This window comes from Taklimakanibacter lacteus (genome assembly GCA_003576695.1).
In the GTDB taxonomy this organism is placed as follows: Bacteria; Pseudomonadota; Alphaproteobacteria; order Rhizobiales; family Aestuariivirgaceae; genus Taklimakanibacter; species Taklimakanibacter lacteus.
This window is the reverse complement of the sequence record QOZQ01000006.1, coordinates 231,371-245,684: the sequence shown is the minus strand read 5'-3', so window position 1 is coordinate 245,684 and position 14,314 is coordinate 231,371. Positions and strand designations below refer to the sequence as shown.

Sequence of the window (14,314 nt, the reverse complement as noted above, 5' to 3'; positions counted from 1 at the left end):
CTAGCAACCCCCGGGCTTCGGCTCGGGGTTTTGCGTTTTAGGGGGCAGGCTCAAGCCGCCTTCTCGATATTCATCTCGACGCGCATGCCGGCCGCAGCCACCATGTTGACCAAAGTATCGAGACCAAAGAGATCGATCTTGCCGCGCATCAGGTCCGAGATACGTGGCTGGGTCACGCCGAACAATTTGGCCGCTTCAGCCTGGCTAAGGCCTTTTGCGGCGATATGGTCCTTGAGCGCCATCATCAACGCCGAGCGAAGCTTCATGTTTTCTGCCTCGGCGGGAGTATCGCTGATTGCGTCCCAGATGCTTTCAAAACGTTCGTTGCTCATCGGCTCAGTTCCTGCAGCAGTTCGCGATAACGTCTGGTAGCGAGTTCGAGATCGACCTTGCTGGTTTTCTCCGTCTTCTTCTGGAAGCAATGCAGCACATGAACGGCATCAGCAAGCTTCGCCACGTAGATGACCCGAAAGGCGCCAGTGACGTCCTTTATCCTGATCTCCTGTACACCTTGGCCGATTGAATTCATTGGTCTCCAATCGTCCGGCTCACGGCCATTCTGCACGTGATCCAGCTGATAACCGGCCTTGCGCCTTGCCGAACCTGGGAAGGCACGTAGGTCATCGAGAGTGCTTCCACGGAAGACAACATCCTTCGTCAAGGCTCGCGCTCCATCTTATACAAAATTTTGTATTAACTGGCAACTATACCCCTAAAACAGGCATGTCCAAAACGGGAACAATACTATATAATGGGGTGTTCCGTCTGTCAGCGAGTAACCCAATGCCCCAAGCCCAGCCCCATTATCTGGATCCGATCTCGGCTGAGATCTGGGACATGAAATACCGCTTCAAGAAGCCGGACGGCTCGGCGGTCGATGAGAGCGTGGAAGCGAGCTGGCGGCGCGTGGCGAAAGCCGTTGCCGAGGCCGAGAAGCCGGCCGAGCGCACCAGATGGGCGGCTGCGTTCGAAGGCCTGCTCAAGGATTACCGCTTCTTGCCCGCCGGGCGCATCCTCTCAGGCGCCGGCACGGCCCGCACTGTCACCCTCTTCAACTGCTTCGTGATGGGCACTATCGATGACTCGCTCTCCGGCATCTTCGATGCGCTGAAGGAAGCGGCCCTCACCATGCAGCAGGGCGGCGGCGTCGGCATGGATTTCTCGACGCTTCGACCCAAGGGCGCGGCGGTGAAGGGGGTGGGCGCCGATGCCTCGGGACCCTTGAGCTTCATGGATGTGTGGGATGCGATGTGCCGCACCATCATGTCGGCGGGCTCCAGGCGTGGCGCCATGATGGGCACCTTGCGCTGCGATCATCCCGATATCGAGGATTTCATCGCCGCCAAGGCCGACCCCAGGCGCCTGCGCATGTTCAATCTCTCGGTGCTGGTCACCGACGATTTCATGACGGCGGTGAAGGAAGACAAGGACTGGCCGCTGGTCTTCGCCGGCCAGACCTACAGGACGATCCGCGCCCGCGCGCTGTGGGAGCAGATCATGCGCTCGACCTATGACTATGCCGAGCCCGGCGTCATCTTCATCGACCGCATCAACCGGGAGAACAATCTCGCTTATTGCGAGACGATCCAGGCTACAAATCCATGTCTCACCGCCGACAGCTGGATCATGACCACGGAAGGTCCGCGCCAGATCGCCGATCTCCAATGCAAGCCCTTCACGGCCATTGCCAATGGCGCGCCCTGGCCAAGCGATGACCGCGGCTTCTTCTCGCAAGGCGTCAAGCCGGTGGTAAAGCTTCAGACGCGTGAAGGTTTCGCCCTGAGTCTTACGTCAAACCATCTGATCATGAAGGCCGTAGCACCTGGCCCCGCTCTCCATGCATGGCAGTGGGTCGAGGCTTCCTCGCTAAAGACGGGAGATAAGATCTTTCTGCACGATCACCGCGACGCGCCCGATTGGGGTGATGTTGGTGAAGCTCAGCGCGATGAGGCTGAAGGCTATCTGCTGGGGCTTCTCATCGGAGATGGCGTGCTCAAAGACGATAAGGCCGTTCTCTCTGTCTGGCCGGGGAAAGAGGCCGTTGGCGGCGGGTTCGAGCGGCCGGGTGTCGAAGGTATCATGTCGGCTGCGCTTGCCGCCGCGAAGTTATTGCCACATCGCGTCGATTTCACCGGTTGGATGGCGATCGAAGGTCGGGGTGAATTCCGACTCTCGACCTCGGCCCTTAAGAAGCTCGCGCACGCCCATGGGCTAGCTGTACGTAGCAAGAACATTACGCCTTTGATGGAAAAGCGTTCTCGCGCTTTTCATGCCGGTTTCCTGCGGGGGCTCTTCGATACGGATGGCAGTGTGCAGGGCAGTCAAACCAAAGGCGTCAGCATCCGCCTTGCGCAAAGCGATCTTCCACGTCTCACCGCCGCTCAGCGCATGCTGGCGCGACTCGGCATCATGAGCGTTATCTATAGGGATCGCAGGGTAGCGGGCATAGCTGTTCTGCCTGACGGCAAAGGCTCGTCCAGGGAATACGCCACGCGGCCGCAGCATGAACTTGTCATTGCGAATGAGAATATCGCTCTCTTTGCGCAACGAGTTGGTTTCGCCGATCGCGATAAGCGCACGAGACTCAAGCAACTTCTTCAGAGCTACAAAAGGGCTCTCAATCGCGAGTCCTACGTGGCGACGATAGAGAGTCTTGAGTCTCACGGGGAGGCAGAGGTTTTCGATGCCGCCATTCCCGGCCTCAACGCCTTCGATGCCAACGGCCTGTGGGCGCATAATTGCGGCGAACAGCCACTTCCGCCCTATGGCGCGTGCCTCCTCGGCTCGGTCAATCTAGCGGCCCTGGTCATTGATCCGTTCACGGATGAAGCGCGCCTCGATGCGGCCGAGCTTCAGCGCATCGTGCCGCTCGCGGTGCGCTTCATGGACAATGTCGTCGATGTCTCGAACTATCCATTGCCCGAGCAGCGCAAGGAGGCGCTGTCGAAGCGGCGCATCGGGCTCGGCCTCACCGGGCTTGCCGATGCGCTCGCCATGTGCGGGCTGCGCTATGGCAGCGATGAGGCGGCACGGCAGGCCAAGGCCTGGATGGCCGAGATCGAGCGCCTCGCATATCTCGCAAGCTCTGCGCTGGCGCGCGAGAAGGGCGCCTTTCCGCTCTATGACAGACAAGCCTATCTCGCGAGCGGCCATGTGCGGGGGCTCGACGAGGATATCCGCAAGGCCATCGGCAAGGACGGCATCCGCAATGCGCTCCTGACCTCGATCGCGCCGACCGGCACCATCTCGCTCTTCGCCGGCAATGTATCGAGCGGCATCGAGCCCATCTTCTCGATCGCCTATGAGCGCAAGGTGCTGCAGCCCAATGGCGAGCGCATCACCCAGAAGGTCGAGGACTATGCGGCGCGCCTGTGGCGCGGCCTCAAAGGCGAGGACACGCCGCTGCCTGCGTCCTTCGCCACCACCAATGATCTTAACCCCCACGAGCATCTCGTGATGCAGGCGGCGATCCAGCCTCATATCGATTCATCGATCTCGAAGACGATCAACTGCCCGCCCGATCTTTCCTTCGAGGCCTTCAAGGCGGTCTATCTCGAAGCCTATGAGCAGGGCCTCAAGGGCTGCACCACCTTCCGGCCGAATGAGGTGACGGGCTCGGTGCTGTCGCTAAGCGAGCCGGCCAAGGCCGGACCGGTGCAGGCGGCGCTGCCGCTCGAAGCCGTGCGCGATCCGGTGCTCCTGCGCGACCAGGGCGAGGTCATCTACATGAAGCAGCCCCTGGCGCGCCATGAGGTGCTGCCGGGCTTCACCTACAAGCTCAAATGGGCCGATTCCGATCATGCCATCTACATCACCATCAACGACATCCTGCAGGATGGCCGCCGGCGTCCCTTCGAGATCTTCATCAACTCGAAGAACATGGAGCATTTCGCCTGGACGGTGGCGCTGACGCGCATGATCTCGGCGGTGTTCCGGCGCGGCGGCGATGTCTCCTTCGTGGTCGAGGAGCTGAAAGCGGTGTTCGATCCGAGGGGCGGCCAATGGATGGAGGGCCGCTATGTGCCGAGCCTCTTGGCCGCCATCGGCGGGGTGATCGAGCGGCATATGATCGATACGGGCTTCCTCAAGGAGGATGCGAAGCCGGGCCTGGCGCTCGCCGTCAATGACGGCACGCGCGCGGCGCAATGCCCGCGCTGCGGCGAGGCGGCGCTCGTGTTCCAGGAGGGCTGCTCGACCTGCCTCAGCTGCGGCTATTCGAAATGCAGCTGATGGCCATCAGATCGTGATTGACAGCTGAGGTCATTTGTTCTATCTTTGTTCCATGTTAATTCATGGAACGCCCCTTCAGATTCCCTTCTCCGGCGGCACCGAGACCGAGCCAGCCTTCTGGTACTGGCATGGGGCATCCGGGCGCCGCTACATCCATTCCGTCTATTCGCCCGACAAATGCCCGCCGCTGCCGGGCGCGGTCTTCCTCGCGGTGCGCCGGGTCGGCACCATCCGCACCGTGCTGGGCGCCGGGCGCTTCGCCGGCCTGTGGGACATCAATATCGCGGCCGAGGGTGCGAGCCACTGGCGCGATCTCGGCGCCAATGAGATCCATGTCCATCTGCTGAGCCGCAACGATGAGGAGGCGCGGGTGATCGCCAACGACCTCCATGCGGCGCTCAAGGTGGGCGCTCCCATGCCCGTCAACGAGCCGGTCCGGCTCGCTGCATAATTTCATAAATCAAGTCAGTTGAGTTCTGCGTAGCTAGCGCGTGATCAGGAAAAGTGGTTACCGGTTTTCCGTTCGATCACGCGCTAAACCTAAGATTCCGATCACGTTTATCACTTCAGGTCGAAACGACCTGAAGTGATCGTGATCTAGGAGGGCGGGATGCATGTTCCGCCCTCTTAATTTTTGCAAGGTTATATGCGAAGCGCATGGACGAGCTTCTCCAGCGGATGGTCGCGAATGCCTTCCTCGCGCAGATGCCGCACCGTGCTCTGCACATAGTCGACGCAGGAGCCCGACTGGCCGTGGCCCTGGCGCACATAATGGAGCTGGTCCGCGAGGCTGAGATGCCCGGCATATTGCCGGTGCGTGCGGTTCACCCCATAGAACAGCGCCGTCACCTTGCGGGCGTCATTGCCGATTAGCCGCACCGGCTTGACGAGCTCCTGATACATGTAGGTCACCTGCTCGCGCGCATGCAGATAGGCCCTGGTCTCGGCCCAGTCCGCATCGGCGACCCGGAAGGCGATGCCATGGCAGGCGCCGCCGCTATCGAGGCCCAGAACCAGGCCCGGCCGGTCGGGCGTGCCGCGATACATATGCGACAGCATGCACAGGCTCCGGTGATAGCCATGGATCACGGCGCGCCGCCGCTCCGCGAAGCGGAAGCCCGGATTCCACATCAAAGACCCGTAGCCGAACACCCAATTTTCGTGCATGGAGCCCGTCGTCTACACAGAATGGATCACGCCGCGCAATGCCTGCCCTGCCGAAACGACCCTGGTCGATCTATCTGACCTTCCTCGCCATCCTCGTCGTGATCGTCGCCTGGTGCATCTACTGGCTCGCCGGCTCCCGCTTCGTGCGCGACAAGGTCGAGAACGAGCTGTCCCACATCCAGGGCGTCAGCCTCACCTGCCAGGCGAAGAACTGGGGCGGCTTTCCCTTCCGCTTCGAGCGCGACTGCATCGATCCCAAGCTCACCGTCGACGGCGATGAGATCGTGGCCGCGCGCCTGCTCTTCGTGATGCAGGCCTATATGCCGAACCGCGCGGCAGCCCTGCTCGACGGGCCCGTGGTCACCAGCCGGGGCCTCACTTTCACCCATGAGCGCGCCATGGCGAGCGCCCGCTTCTGGGGCGAGCACAGCTGGCAGGCCTCGCTCGAATTGCCGAAGCTCAAGGCGTCGCCCTTCGGCGGCGCCGACTATCTGCTGGCCAGCGCGCGCGACACGGGCAGCGACAAGCTCGACATCGCGCTCGAGGCGAGGACGGCAGAGATCCTGCTCGGCCCCGGCATGCTGCTCACGCTCGACGAAGCTCAATTCACCGGCGCGGTTCCGATGACGGCGCTCCATTCCGACCTGCCGCGCAGCCTCGCGCGGAGCGGCAAGACCATCGGCGTCGACACGCTCAGGCTCAAGAAGGGCGATCTCGTGATGACGGCCAAGGGCGAAGTCGGCCTCAATGCGCAAGGCCAGGTGAGCGGCAATCTGGTGACCACCACCAACCGCCTCGATCTGCTGATGGCCGAGCTCAGGCAGACTTTCGGCCTGCCCGACAAGGACGCCCAGACGCTCACCACCATGATCGGCCTCCTCAATCCCGGCAAGACGACCGACATCAAGCTCGATCTCATCGCCAAGGACGGAAAGCTCTATTGGGGCCCGGTGAAGCTGACCGATATTCCGCCGGTGTTCTGAAAATACCCTCGCCCGTCATCCCGGCGAAAGCCGGGACCCCCTGAATAGAATCAACCGGGCGTCGCTGTTCGCGTTTCACGAATTTAATGGGCCCCGGCTTTCGCCGGGGTGACGGATTAGAGAACGCTGACGCCTTGCCCTCATGTCCGTCACTTTCGCCGGGGTGATGGTGAATAGTGAATGAGGGCTTTACTTCTTCCCCGGCTGCCGGCCGAAATCGGGGGCGGTGGTTTCCTGGCCGGCGGCGATGATGCCGCGCCTCACTTCGCGCGATCGGGTGAAGAGATTGAACAGCGTGTCGCCGTCGCCCCAGCGGATGGCGCGCTGCAGCACCGAGAGATCCTCGGAGAAGCGGCCCAAAGTCTCGAGCACCGCTTCCTTGTTGCTGAGGAAGATATCGCGCCACATGGTGGGATCGGAGGCGGCGATGCGGGTGAAGTCGCGAAAGCCGCCGGCCGAGAACTTGATCACCTCGGAATTGGTCACATCCTCGATATCGGCGGCGGTCGCCACGATATTATAGGCGATCAGATGCGGCAGGTGGCTGGTGATGGCGAGCACCATGTCGTGATGCGCGGGCGTCATGGTCTCGACATTGGAGCCGCAGGCGCGCCAGAATTTCTCGAGCCTGGCCACTGCCGCCGCATCGGCGCCGGGCGGGGGTGTCAGGATGCACCACTTGTTGGTGAAGAGCTCGGCGAAACCGGATTCCGGGCCCGAATGCTCGGTGCCCGCCACCGGATGGCCCGGAATGAAATGCACATGCTTCGGCAGATGCGGCGCCACATCGCGCAGCACGGCGCTCTTGACCGAGCCGACATCGGTGACGGTGGCGCCTTCCTTCAAATGCGGGCCGATCTCTTCGGCGAGCTTGCCATAGACGCCGACCGGCGTCGCCAGGATGACGAGATCGGCGTCCTTCACCGCGGCCACGGCGCTCTCATGGATCTCATCGGCAAGGCCGATGCGTTTCGCCGTGGCGCGGGTCTCGGCACTCCTGGCATAGCCCGCGATCCTGCCGGCAAGCTTCTCGCGGCGCATCACATGGCTCAGGGATGAGCCGATGAGGCCGAGGCCGATCAGCGCCACGCGCTCATAGAGAACGCCGCTCATTTCAGGAATTCCGTGAGAGACGCGACGACGGCGCGGTTGGCTTCTTCCGATCCGATGGTGAGCCGCAGCGCGCCCGGAAGGCCATAGCTATCCATGCGGCGCAGGATGATGCCGCGGCTCGTCAGGAAGGCGTCCGCTTTCGCCGCCGCATGCGCCGCATCCGTCGGGAAATGGACAAGGATGAAATTACCGACGCTCGGCGTCACCTTGAGGCCGAGCGCGCTCAGCTCCTTCGTCAGCCAGGCCAGCCACTGGTCATTATGCGCGACGGCACGCTCGACATGCGCCTTGTCGGCGATGGCCGCCGCGCCCGCGGCCAAAGCCGGCGATCCGACATTGAACGGGCCCCGGATGCGGTTCAGCACATCGGCAATATGGGCCGGGCAATAGACCCAGCCGAGGCGCAGCGCGGCCAGGCCATAAATCTTGGAGAAGGTGCGCGTCATCACGACATTGTCGAAGGTCGAGACGAGCTCGATGCCCGCTTCATAGTCGTTGCGCCGGACATATTCGGCATAGGCCGCGTCGAGCACGAGAAGGCAGTCCTTCGGCAGGCCGGCATGCAGGCGGCGCACCTCGCTGACCGGAATATAGGTGCCGGTCGGGTTGTTGGGATTGGCGAGGAAGACGATGCGGGTCTTCGCCGAGACGCAAGACAGCATGCGGTCGACATCGGTGGTGAGATCGCTCTCTTCGGCGATCACCGCCTTGGCGCCGTTGGAGGCAATGGCGATCGGATAGACCAGGAAGCCATATTGCGAATAGACCGCCTCATCGCCCTGCGCCAGATAGGCGTGGGCCAGAAGCTGGAGGATCTCGTCCGAGCCCGCGCCGCAGACGATATTGTCGGCCTTCAGCCCATAGCGCGTGGCGATCGCCTCGCGCAGCTCGCCCGCCGAGCCGTCGGGATAGAATTCGAGCCCGTCGGCTGCCTTGCGATAGGCGGCGATGGCGTGAGGGCTGGCGCCCAGCGGGTTCTCATTGGCCGACAGCTTGTGGACCTTCTGGCCCCGGGCCCCGGCCTTGCCCGGCACATAGGGCGCAATATCCAGAATTCCCGGCTTCGGCATCGGCCGGGCAACAGCGAGGGATGACATGAGCTAAGTCCTGATTTCGACCGGGCTGGGGTAGCGCCCCACGACCGAGAGCGCAAGGGAGCCATTTGACCGGGCAAGCCCGACCAGCGGCGCCTGATGCTCGGCCAGGAAGCCCGGCAGGCTGGTGAGCTGCAGGCCGCCGGTCTTCATCTGCCACAGAGGCTGGGGCGCGAAATCGCGCGGCAACTGCCCGTCGGTCAGGACCAATGTCTCATCCGCCCCCGTGGGCTCGGCCCGGGCATGGCCGAAAACGAGGAGGCGCGGTGTTGGCGATGTGGTGAGGAAGGGCAGCACACTGATGACCTGGGCGGGGCCCGCCCGGCCCTCCATCCAGGCCCTGGCCCAGGGGCCATCGATGGCGACGGCGGCGAGATCGCCGGTATTCCGGCTCAGCGTTTCGAGAGCGATGGCTTCGCCCGGGTGGTCACAGAAGGCGGTGGGTCCGAAATATTCGCGCAGCATCGTCTGCGACGTGGCGGAGGCGAAGAATTCGGCGCTGCCATGGATGCGCAGGGGCGCCTGCTTCAGGGTCGCCGCCGCGATGAGGGCGCGCCAGATGCGGAAGAGGAGATCGGCCGGCACGGCGCCTTGGGCGCGCTCGATCAGCCGGCGCAGGATCTGCGCCTCGCGGCCGGGACGGATCGGGGAAGTGCCAAGCGTCGCCGTCTGCGCCTTATGGGCCCGGACGCGGTCCACCACGTCGAGACGCTGCGCGACGAGCTTCAATATGCCGTCGTCGATGCGATCGATCTCGCGGCGGATGTCGTCGAGGCTTTCCTGGGGAGGCGGCGGCTGTTCCATGAGTGGGGCATATTCTTAAGGAGCCCAGCCAGCAAAAGCAAAGGGTTAGGGAAGGTGCAGTTCCCGCGAAAGAACGTCATCCCGGCGAAAGCCGGGACCCCCTGAATAGAATCAAACCGGGCGGCGCTGTTCATGTTTCACCAGTTCAGGGGGCCCCGGCTTTCGCCGGGGTGACGGATTAGAGAGAGCTGGCGGCTTGCCTCATCCCGTCACTTTCGCCGGGGTGACGAGCTAGGGAGGACTGAGCGACGGAGTATCGGAGGTAAACCCGTCCCTTTCTCCAGGGCGACGGCATGCAGATGAGTGGGAGGAAGACGGCGTGAGAGAGGAGAAGGTCCCTGCCGTCTACATCCTCGCCAGCAAGCGGCACGGCACGCTCTATGTCGGCGTGACCAGCGATCTGTGCAGCCGCATTGCCGCTCACAAGCAGGGTTCGATTCCGGGTTTCACGCGGAAATACAAGGTGAAGATGCTGGTCTGGTACGAGTTCCCCGGATCGATGGAAGAAGCGATCAGGCGAGAAAAGCAGCTGAAGGAATGGCAGCGCGGCTGGAAGGTCGAGCTGATCGAAAATCTAAATCCAATCTGGCGCGATCTGTTCGAGGAGATGTGCGGCGCCTGGGTTGAATGACACCACCCCAATCCCGTCATCCCGGCGAAAGTGACGAGATGAGTGCTGCGACGGGCCTCCCTAGCTCGTCATCCCGGCGAAAGCCGGGACCCCCTGAATAGAATCAAGCGGGCGGCACTGTTCATGTTTCACGAATTCAATGGGTCCCGGCTTTCGCCGGGCTGACGGATTAGAGAGCGCTGGCGCCTTGCCTCATCTCGTCACCTTCGCCGGGGTGACGTTATTGGGAGTGATGAGTTCTCGGATCAATACAGCCCGCGCAGCAGACGCTCGATGTAATCGCGGTCGATGCGCGGCAGGTCGGGGTTGTTGGCGCGGCCGCGCAATATGTCGAGAATTTCGCGCGCCCGCCTGATCGCCGCCTCGCCCGGCAGCATGTTGCGGTCAGGGCCATAATCCTCGCCGCGGGTCGAGCGCGGCCGGCCCAGCGGATCGCGGTCGTCGCCGCGCGCCTGGCCATGGCGGCCGTAATTGCCGGTGGTGCCCTGGCCCTGCTGCATCATCTGGCGCGCCATCGACTGGGCGCCTTCGCGCAGCGCATTGAGCGCCTCGCTCTGCTGCTCGAGGGCGGGATCGCGCCGTCCGTCGCGCAGCTCGCCGGTGGCGCCTTCCATCGACTTGCCAGCCTGGCCGAAGGATTGCGGCGCCTGCATGCCCTGCTGGCCGAGGCGGCCCATCAGATCTTCCAGCATGCCGCGAAGGGCGCCCTGCTTCTGCGACAGGGACCGGCCCTGCTCGCCGCCCATGCCCTGCTGGCCATTGGGGTCGCCGTCCTGCTGGCCCTCGCCATTCTCCTGCGGCATCTTCATGGTGTCGTCCATGAGCTGCTGCTGCTGGCGCATCAGCTCGGACAGATCGCCCAGCATCTCCGACAAGGGCGAATCGCCCTGCGGCTGCATCTCGGCCATGCCCGGCTGCAGATTGCGCAGCAGGTTCTCGAGCTGCGAGAGCATTTCCTGGGCCGCCTCATTGGCGCCCGACTCGGCCAGCTTCTGGATGGTGTCGAGCATCTTCTGCAGGTCCTGCTGGCTCAGGAGCCGGCTCGGATCGACCTGCTGCGGCTGCATGCCGTTCTGCTGCATGCGCCGCTTCGTCTCCTCGGCCATCGACTGCAGATATTTGTTCATCGCCTCGCGCAACTTGTCCATGAGCTCGGCGATGCGCTCCGGCGGCGCGCCTTCGGCCAGCGCCTTCTGCAATTCCTTGCGGATGGCGTCGAGCTCGGCCCTCGCATCGGCAAGGTCGCCTTCCTCGACCGCCAGCGCCAGCTTCCACATGTCGTTGACCGCTTCCTTGATGTCGTCCTGGTTGCGGGCATTGGCGATATGCGAGCGCAGTGCCGAGAGCGCGATCTGGATGCCACTCCTGTCGATGAGGCCTTCCGGCCAAGTCATCAGCGCCTGCAGCATCAGTTCGACATTGCGGTGGTCGTCGGGATCGAGGATGAGCGCCTTCCGCTGCTCGATCAGCGCCTTGGCCAGCGGCTTGATGAACAGCCGCTCGGGCAGCTTCACCGTCTTGACCTCCGACATGCCGGTCTTGCCGGCCTGGTCCTTGGCTTGCAGCGTGATGTCGACATTGAGCCCGGCCCAGGGATGGGCGGTGAGATCATTCGACGTGCGGTCCTCGATGGCGCGCGGCGATGCCTTCTTCAGCGAGATGGGGAAGGCCGGCGGGTCGAACAGGAAAACGCCATTGCTGGCAAAGCCGGGGCCGTCCTCCTGCGTGTCGGAGAGCACGATCTTCGCCGACACGCCGGCGATGCCATAGTCGTCGCTCGCCTTCCACGGCAGGATGAGGGCGCCGGACGCCTCCGCCTGCGGATCCTCGGTGAAGGCGACATCGGGGGCGGCATCGGGAATGACCGAGAGGCGCCATTTGGCAAGCTCGCTCGATCCGTCATAGACGCGCAGCTCGGCCGGGCGGTCGAGCTTCAGCTGCGCGGTGAAGGCGCCGCCTTCCTGGCCGGTCTTCGGCGCAAGGTCCTTGATCTCCTCTCCGCCGATCAAATCGAAAAAGGCAAGCTTCGGCTCCTCGGCGCCTGAAAGCCGCAGCACCAGCAGGCTCGCTTCCGGCACCAGGAGGTCGCTGTCGCGCGCGATCCGCTCCTTGATCGCCTCGCTGGTGAGAAGCAGCGGCGGCTTGGCCGTGTAAGCGGGCGGACGCACCCAGGCGTCGAGCGCCAGCGCCACATCGGACTTGGGTGCCGAAATCCGCACCGCATCGGCGAAATTGGCGGCCGGGTCGCCGCGATAAAGCAACGCCGCGGCAATGACGGCGAGCAGAGCGACGAGGCGTAGCGCGTAAGGGTCGCGCCATTTGAGCGCCGAGCGCGGCGTGCCGGAGCGAAGCTGCCTCAGCCGCGCCAGCTGGCGGGCGACATGCTCCTCCCAGATGGCGGAGGCCACGGGCGAAGGGTTGGCGGGCTGGTCCTCGCTGGCCGAGACCGGGCGATGGTCGAGGGCGGAAGCCTGCTCGATGCGGCGCAGGCCTTCGCTGCGCGCCGGATAAACGAGGGTGAGGAGCGGGCGGAGCGCCCACAGGAACGCCAGCGCGAAGAGACCCAGCGCCGCATAGCGGACGGGATCGGGCAGGAGGGCGAGAATGCCAGTCAGCACCGCCACCGTGAAGAGGGCCAGCACCATGACCAGCGGATAGGCGGCCGCCCACAGACGCTCCCAGAAGAGCGCCAGCCTGGCATAGAGAACGGTTCGCTTGAGCTTCGGTGACATCGCTGGCGATGATCCTAGCATAAAACGGCGAAAAAGAGCCCTCTCCGTTTCGGAGGGGCAGTGCAGGGAAGCCCTTCAGATCGGCAATTCCCGCTGGTTCCCGAGGTTCCCTCGCAAAATTGTGATCCCCATCATTCCGTCATCCCGGCGAAAGCCGGGACCCCCTGAATAAGAGCAATCCGGGCGGCGCTTCCCGCGCTTCACCAATTTAAGGGGTCCCGGCTTTCGCCGGGATGACGTTCTTTCGCCGGGATGACGGATTGGGGAAGTATCAGCCCCGCTTCTTCTCCTGCCACGAGGCGATGTGATCGAGGCCGATCAGCTCCTCATAGGTCTGGCGCGGGCGGACGATGTCGAATTTCGAGCCCTTGACCAGCACCTCGGCGATGAGCGGGCGCGAATTATAGGTGCCGGACTGGGCCGCGCCATAGGCGCCCGCCGTCATCACGGCGAGGAGATCGCCCTCTTCCACTTCCGGCATCTTGCGGTCGAGGGCGAAATAATCGCCGGTCTCGCAAATGGGGCCCACCACATCGGCCACGAATTCGCGGCCATCCAGCGGCTCGGTGACGGGGATGATGTCGTGCCAGGCGTCATAGAGGGTGGGGCGGATCAGGTCGTTCATCGCCGCATCCTGGATGACGAAGCTCTTGGCCGCCCCCTTCTTCACATAGATGACGCGCGACACCAGGATGCCGGCATTGCCGGCGATCATGCGGCCCGGCTCCAGCACCAGCTTGCAGCCGAGATGGCCCAGCGTGCGCTTCACCATGCCGGCATATTCGTCCGGATGCGGCGGCACGTCATTGGTGCCGCGATAGGGAACGCCCAGGCCCCCGCCCAGGTCGATATGGCGGATGTCATGGCCTTCGCGCTTGAGCTCGGCCGTCAGCTCGGCGATGCGCTTGAAGGCCTGCTCGAAGGGGGCAAGCTCGGTGATCTGGCTGCCGATATGGGTGTCGATGCCCGACACCTCGATGCCTTCGAGCTTGCGCGCCTTGGCATAGACGCGCCTGGCCTCGGCAAAGGCGATGCCGAACTTGTTCTCGGCCTTGCCGGTGGTGATCTTGGCATGGGTCTTGGCGTCGACATCGGGATTGACGCGCAAGGAGATATTGGCGCGCATGCCGAGCCGGGTGGCGACGCTGGCCAGAAGCTCGAGCTCGGGCTCGGATTCGACATTGAAGCAGGCGATGCGCTCCTTGAGCGCCAGCGCCATTTCCCGCGCCGTCTTGCCGACACCGGAAAAGACGATCTTGCGGCCGGGCACGCCGAGCGCCAGCGCGCGGCGCAATTCGCCCTCCGAGACGACATCGATGCCGGAGCCCAGATCGACCAGGGTCTTCACCACCGCCTGGTTGGAATTGGCCTTCATCGAATAGCAGATGGCGTGGTCCTGGCCCTGGAAGGCCTCGTCATAGACGCGGTAATGGCGCTCGAGCGTGGCGGTCGAATAGCAATAGAAAGGGGTGCCCACCTCCTCGGCGATCACCCTGAGGCTCACCTCCTCGGCATGGAGATGGCCCTCCTTGTAGGCGAAATGGTGCATGGCGGCCGCTA

At 63.6% G+C, this 14,314-nt stretch carries 12 protein-coding genes; 4 read left to right on the top strand and 8 right to left on the bottom strand.

What is annotated here, in order from left to right; genetic code table 11:
- Window positions 1-50: 50 nt before the first annotated feature.
- Both DT068_RS14100 and DT068_RS14095 read right to left on the bottom strand, forming a co-directional pair.
- A complete protein-coding gene (locus DT068_RS14100) occupies window positions 51-332 on the bottom strand; it encodes a helix-turn-helix domain-containing protein (protein ID WP_119390482.1) in 282 nt (93 codons plus the stop codon).
- Window positions 329-661, bottom strand: coding sequence for a type II toxin-antitoxin system RelE/ParE family toxin (locus DT068_RS14095; RefSeq protein WP_119390481.1), 333 nt, complete (start codon window positions 659-661; stop codon window positions 329-331). The genes DT068_RS14100 and DT068_RS14095 overlap by 4 nt, the downstream gene beginning before the upstream one ends.
- Before the next feature lie 122 nt (window positions 662-783).
- Here DT068_RS14095 and DT068_RS14090 point away from each other — a divergent pair, with 122 nt between their 5' ends.
- A complete protein-coding gene (locus DT068_RS14090; protein WP_119390480.1) occupies window positions 784-4,230 on the top strand; it encodes a ribonucleotide reductase barrel domain-containing protein in 3,447 nt (1,148 codons plus the stop codon).
- Between the two features lie 52 nt (window positions 4,231-4,282).
- The gene (locus tag DT068_RS14085) at window positions 4,283-4,681 is read left to right on the top strand and encodes a hypothetical protein (protein WP_119390479.1); all 399 of its coding nucleotides are present in this window, start codon (window positions 4,283-4,285) and stop codon (window positions 4,679-4,681) included.
- 191 nt (window positions 4,682-4,872) lie between these two features.
- On the opposite strand, the gene DT068_RS14080 is transcribed toward DT068_RS14085, so the two are convergent.
- A complete protein-coding gene (locus DT068_RS14080; RefSeq protein ID WP_119390478.1) occupies window positions 4,873-5,397 on the bottom strand; it encodes a gamma-glutamylcyclotransferase in 525 nt (174 codons plus the stop codon).
- Window positions 5,398-5,435: 38 nt separating this feature from the next.
- On the opposite strand from DT068_RS14080, the gene DT068_RS14075 reads away from it, so the two are divergent.
- A complete protein-coding gene (locus DT068_RS14075) occupies window positions 5,436-6,380 on the top strand; it encodes a DUF2125 domain-containing protein (RefSeq protein WP_119390477.1) in 945 nt (314 codons plus the stop codon).
- Window positions 6,381-6,569: 189 nt separating this feature from the next.
- On the opposite strand, the gene DT068_RS14070 is transcribed toward DT068_RS14075, so the two are convergent.
- From DT068_RS14070 to DT068_RS14060, 3 genes are read right to left on the bottom strand one after another with little or no spacing between them, the layout of a single operon-like run.
- Window positions 6,570-7,493, bottom strand: coding sequence for a prephenate/arogenate dehydrogenase family protein (locus DT068_RS14070; RefSeq protein WP_119390476.1), 924 nt, complete (start codon window positions 7,491-7,493; stop codon window positions 6,570-6,572).
- Window positions 7,490-8,590 carry a histidinol-phosphate transaminase gene (gene hisC / locus DT068_RS14065; protein WP_119390475.1) on the bottom strand — a complete coding sequence of 367 codons (1,101 nt, stop codon included), beginning with the start codon at window positions 8,588-8,590 and terminating at the stop codon, window positions 7,490-7,492. The genes DT068_RS14070 and hisC overlap by 4 nt, the downstream gene beginning before the upstream one ends.
- Before the next feature lie 3 nt (window positions 8,591-8,593).
- Complete coding sequence (locus DT068_RS14060; protein ID WP_119390474.1) at window positions 8,594-9,391, bottom strand: chorismate mutase; 798 nt, start codon at window positions 9,389-9,391, stop codon at window positions 8,594-8,596.
- A gap of 319 nt (window positions 9,392-9,710) precedes the next feature.
- On the opposite strand from DT068_RS14060, the gene DT068_RS14055 reads away from it, so the two are divergent.
- Entirely contained in the window at window positions 9,711-10,022 is a 312-nt protein-coding gene (locus tag DT068_RS14055; protein ID WP_119390473.1) for a GIY-YIG nuclease family protein, read from the top strand.
- Between the two features lie 245 nt (window positions 10,023-10,267).
- On the opposite strand, the gene DT068_RS14050 is transcribed toward DT068_RS14055, so the two are convergent.
- Window positions 10,268-12,754, bottom strand: a complete 2,487-nt coding sequence (locus DT068_RS14050; RefSeq protein ID WP_162914191.1) for a TIGR02302 family protein — start codon at window positions 12,752-12,754, stop codon at window positions 10,268-10,270.
- 271 nt (window positions 12,755-13,025) lie between these two features.
- Window positions 13,026-14,303 carry a diaminopimelate decarboxylase gene (lysA, locus tag DT068_RS14045; protein ID WP_119390471.1) on the bottom strand — a complete coding sequence of 426 codons (1,278 nt, stop codon included), beginning with the start codon at window positions 14,301-14,303 and terminating at the stop codon, window positions 13,026-13,028.
- Window positions 14,304-14,314 lie beyond the last annotated feature (11 nt).

What these genes read in the sequence shown, in the direction of transcription:
- DT068_RS14075 (WP_119390477.1), top strand. Translation starts at nt 5,436, where the DNA reads ATGCCTGCCCTGCCGAAACGACCCTGGTCGATCTATCTGACCTTCCTC.
- DT068_RS14080 (WP_119390478.1), bottom strand. Translation starts at nt 5,397, where the DNA reads ATGCACGAAAATTGGGTGTTCGGCTACGGGTCTTTGATGTGGAATCCG.
- DT068_RS14050 (WP_162914191.1), bottom strand. Translation starts at nt 12,754, where the DNA reads ATGTCACCGAAGCTCAAGCGAACCGTTCTCTATGCCAGGCTGGCGCTC.
- DT068_RS14090 (WP_119390480.1), top strand. Translation starts at nt 784, where the DNA reads ATGCCCCAAGCCCAGCCCCATTATCTGGATCCGATCTCGGCTGAGATC.
- hisC (WP_119390475.1), bottom strand. Translation starts at nt 8,590, where the DNA reads ATGTCATCCCTCGCTGTTGCCCGGCCGATGCCGAAGCCGGGAATTCTG.
- lysA (WP_119390471.1), bottom strand. Translation starts at nt 14,303, where the DNA reads ATGCACCATTTCGCCTACAAGGAGGGCCATCTCCATGCCGAGGAGGTG.
- DT068_RS14060 (WP_119390474.1), bottom strand. Translation starts at nt 9,391, where the DNA reads ATGGAACAGCCGCCGCCTCCCCAGGAAAGCCTCGACGACATCCGCCGC.
- DT068_RS14100 (WP_119390482.1), bottom strand. Translation starts at nt 332, where the DNA reads ATGAGCAACGAACGTTTTGAAAGCATCTGGGACGCAATCAGCGATACT.
- DT068_RS14085 (WP_119390479.1), top strand. Translation starts at nt 4,283, where the DNA reads ATGTTAATTCATGGAACGCCCCTTCAGATTCCCTTCTCCGGCGGCACC.
- DT068_RS14070 (WP_119390476.1), bottom strand. Translation starts at nt 7,493, where the DNA reads ATGAGCGGCGTTCTCTATGAGCGCGTGGCGCTGATCGGCCTCGGCCTC.